Source organism: Bradyrhizobium sp. (genome assembly GCF_049581145.1).
Taxonomy (GTDB): domain Bacteria; phylum Pseudomonadota; class Alphaproteobacteria; order Rhizobiales; family Xanthobacteraceae; genus Bradyrhizobium.
This window is the reverse complement of sequence record NZ_JBAURI010001114.1, coordinates 1-3,800: the sequence shown is the minus strand read 5'-3', so window position 1 is coordinate 3,800 and position 3,800 is coordinate 1. Positions and strand designations below refer to the sequence as shown.

Annotated in this window: 3 protein-coding genes and 1 pseudogene; all 4 read left to right on the top strand. The window is 64.3% G+C overall.

Going from position 1 to position 3,800, the window contains the following annotated elements; all coding sequences use genetic code 11:
- A pseudogene (tnpC, locus tag WCB02_RS35830) lies at positions 1-1,105 on the top strand (IS66 family transposase); the annotation flags it as partial.
- 149 nt (positions 1,106-1,254) lie between these two features.
- Complete coding sequence (locus WCB02_RS35825) at positions 1,255-2,496, top strand: site-specific integrase (RefSeq protein ID WP_423966242.1); 1,242 nt, start codon at positions 1,255-1,257, stop codon at positions 2,494-2,496.
- Positions 2,493-3,419 (top strand): tyrosine-type recombinase/integrase, encoded by a 927-nt coding sequence (locus tag WCB02_RS35820; protein ID WP_423966239.1) that lies wholly within the window; start codon positions 2,493-2,495, stop codon positions 3,417-3,419. Before WCB02_RS35825 ends, WCB02_RS35820 begins: the two co-directional genes overlap by 4 nt.
- 53 nt (positions 3,420-3,472) lie before the next feature.
- Positions 3,473-3,800: site-specific integrase (locus tag WCB02_RS35815; protein ID WP_423966244.1), on the top strand; the 328-nt coding region annotated here is incomplete at its 3' end.

Genomic DNA, 3,800 nt, shown 5'->3' with positions numbered 1-3,800 from the left:
GACGCACACGCCGCAGGGCGGCTGCAGCTGCTGCGGCGGCACGGTGCTGCGCAAGATCGGCGAGGACCTGACCGAGGTGCTCGAATACGTTCCGTCCGCGTTCAAGGTGATCCAGCATGTGCGGCCGAAGCTGAGCTGCCGGGCCTGCGAGACGATCGTGCAGGCGCCGCTGCCATCGTTGCCGATCGAGCGCGGCCGGCCTGGCCCGGGCCTGCTCGCTCACATCGCCGTGGCGAAATACGCCGACGGCCTGCCGCTGCATCGCCAGAGCGGGATCTATGCCCGTGAGGGACTCGATCTCGATCGCTCGACCATGGCCGAGTGGATGGGCCGCATCGCCGCGTTGCTGTCGCCCCTGACGCAAGCGATCGGCCGGCATGTCTGCGCTGCACCGGTGCTGCACGCCGACGACACCACGGTGAAGGTTCTGACGCCCGGACTGGGGCGGACCAAGACTGGCCGATTATGGGCGGCGGTGCGCGACGAGCGGCCGTTCGCCGGAACGGCGCCGCCGGCGGCCTTCTACCGCTACTCGCCCGATCGCAAAGGCGAGCATGCCGAGGCGCTGCTCGGCAACTGCCGCGGCTTCCTGCATGCCGACGGCTATGCCGGGTTCAACACCCTGTTTGCGCCCGATCCGAAGACTGGCGTGGCGCGGCTCACTGAGGTCGCGTGCTGGGCGCACGCCCGCCGCAAGCTCTACGACGTCTATGAAGCCACGGCCTCGCCGCTGGCCAAGGAGGCGTTGGAGCGCATTGCCGAACTGTTCGTGATCGAGGCGCGGATCAATGGCCGCCCACCGCCCGAGCGCTTGGCCGTCCGCCAGCAAGAGGCCGTTCCGCTGCTGGCCGGGCTTGAAGCCTACCTGCAAAAGGCGCTGAGCCAAATCAGCGGCAAGAGCAAGCTCGCGCAGGCCATTCGTTATGCGACCTCGCGGTGGGCGGCGTTGACCCGCTACACCACCGACGGCCGATTGGAGATGACCAACAACGCCGTCGAACGGGCGATCCGGCCTCTGGCGATGACCCGGAAAAACTATCTTTTTGCCGGCTCCGATTCCGGCGGCGTTCGCGCGGCCGCGATGTATACCCTGATCGAGTCCGCGCTATGCCGAGCGCGGTATAGCGCGGATTATGCCGCCCGCCGAACTATGCCGAGTCGAGTCGTTTTCCCCAGATTTCTCGCTGACCGGCGTTTGATCGGCTCGGCATAGTTCGTTCTGTGCCTCCGCTTTCAACAGCGGAGAACAGGAAGATGGAAGTTGAAGATTACTTGGGCAGAAGTCGGCTGTACCGGCGTCTCAGGAGCGGGCCGCACGGACAGCTCGTCGAGCGCTACGCCGCTCGTCTCGTCGAAGAGAGGCTCGTTCGGCTCGGCACATGGCGTTGCCTCAACGTGGTTGGCGGGCTCCTGACTTGGATCGCAGGCAGCCGCTACAAGCTGGCCGATCTCGATGAGCAGGTCGTTGAGCGGTACCTACGACATCGAGGCAGCAGGCAGTCTATCCAACCCGGTGACCGGGCCGCGCTCAAACGATGGCTGTCGGTGCTGCGCGAGGACGGCGCGATCGCGCCGTTGGTGCTGCCACGTCTCACCCCGCACGAACGGATCTTCAAGGAGTTCGATGCCTACCTGCGGTCAGAGCGCGGCTTGGCCCCGAAGTCCATCCTCCGCCATCTCCCCATCATCCGCGGGTTTCTGTACGAGGTGTGCTCCGGCGGCGCCGGCGATCTCCGCAAGATCAGCCAAGAGGACGTAATCCGCTACATTGAGCGGCACGCCCAGGATGGGAGCCCGAAAACGGGCAAGGCGATGTGCTGGTCATTGCGCGCCTTTCTCCGTTACCTCCACCATCGGGGGCTGAACGCGCGCCCATTGGCGAATTGCGTTCCATCGATGCGGCGATGGAAGCTCGCAACTCTACCGACCTATCTGTCTGCCGCTCAGGTCCGGAAGGCTCTCGACGGTTGCGATCGAGAGACGGTGATGGGGCGGCGCGACTACGCCATTATGTTGTTGCTGGCCAAGCTCGGCCTGCGGGCCGACGAGGTCGCGACGCTCACGCTCGATGATATCGACTGGCGCGCGAGCGAGATCCTCGTTCGCGCCAAGGGCCGACAGCGTGCGCGAATGCCGATACCGCCAGACGTTGGAGCAGCCATCGTTGCATATCTACGCAATGGCCGCCCAAAGTCGTCGTGCCGACGTTTGTTCGTCCGCACACTCGCGCCTCACGTCGGCTTTGCTTCTGGATGTGCGATCACCATGATCGCCAAGGTCGCTCTCGATCGCGTTGGAATCGAAGGTTGCGCACACCGCGGCGCGCATATCTTCCGACATAGTCTCGCTACCGAGCTTCTCCGATCTGGCGCGACTTTGTCGGAGATCGGACAGTTGCTGCGGCACGAGAGCCACGACACTACCCGGATTTACGCGAAGGTCGACATTGATGCGCTGAGAACATTGAGCCGGCCCTGGCCGGGAGGCGTGCAATGACCAAGCTGCGCTCCGCACTCGATAAGTACCTGAGCATGCGCAAGGGACTCGGATACAAGTACGAGCACCAGACCCGTCGGCTCACCGACTTTGTCGCCTTCATGGAGAAGCGCAAAGCCAGGACCATCACGACGAAGCTGGCCATGGAATGGGCAACGCTGCCGCCCGATCGTCATGCATCCTGGGCGCTGCGATTGAGCGACGTGCGCGGGTTCGCGCGCCATGTCGCCAACTTCGATCCGAGAACGGAGGTGCCGCCCGTCGGCATGCTGCCGGGATGGAAGCGTGCCAAGCCCTATGTCTACAGCGACGCGGAGATCGATGCATTGCTAAAGGCGGCGCTGGCTCTGCCGCCAGAGGACGGCCTGCGCCGATGGACCTACCATACCCTTTTTGGGCTGATCGCGGTGACGGGCATGCGCATATCCGAGGCGATGGGCCTGGAGCGTGATGACGTCGACCTCGACGCCGGCGTGCTGACGGTCCGGCTGACCAAGTTCGGCAAGTCGCGGCTTGTGCCATTGCATCCGACGACGAGAACCGCGCTGCGCGACTACGCCAAACGGCGCGATGCACGGCTCGGATCGCGCTGCGGCTCGACCTTCTTTGTTGCCGAACAGGGAGGCCGCTTGCTGCACCAGTACGTTTATTGCGTCTTCTGGCGATTGTCCCGAGAGATCGGGCTGCGGCTCCCAGGTGATCGTACCGGGCCACGCGTGCACGACTTCCGTCATCGATTCGCCATCCGGACACTGCTTGACTGGTATCGTGACGGCAAGAACGTCGAGCAGCAGCTCCCGGCGCTCTCCACTTACCTCGGCCACGCCTGCGTGCAAGATACTTACTGGTATCTCTCGGCCTGCCCGGAGTTGATGGAAGAAGCGGCGCGGCGTCTCGAACGACGATGGGAGGTGACGCCGTGAAGTCCGCCTCCAATGTCGCCACGTTGATCGAGCGCTTCTTCACCGAGCGCCTCATGCGCCAGCGCAATGTTAGCGCCAACACGATCGCCTCCTACAGGGACACGTTCCGGCTGCTGTTCACCTTCGCACAGGTGCGGCTGCGGAAGTCCCCTTCGGCCCTGACGCTCGCCGATCTGGATGCAACGTTCATCGGCGCGTTCCTCACCGATCTCGAGGTAACGCGCGGCGCCAGCGCGAAGACGCGTAACCTGCGTCTGACTGCCATCCGATCCTTCTTCAGGTTCGTGTCGTTCGAGGAACCGGCACACAGTGCGCTGATCCAGCGCGTGCTCGCCATACCGAGCAAGCGCCACGACAAGCGCCAAGTGCACTTCCTGGCGC

What these genes read in the sequence shown, in the direction of transcription:
- WCB02_RS35825 (WP_423966242.1), top strand. Translation starts at nt 1,255, where the DNA reads ATGGAAGTTGAAGATTACTTGGGCAGAAGTCGGCTGTACCGGCGTCTC.
- WCB02_RS35820 (WP_423966239.1), top strand. Translation starts at nt 2,493, where the DNA reads ATGACCAAGCTGCGCTCCGCACTCGATAAGTACCTGAGCATGCGCAAG.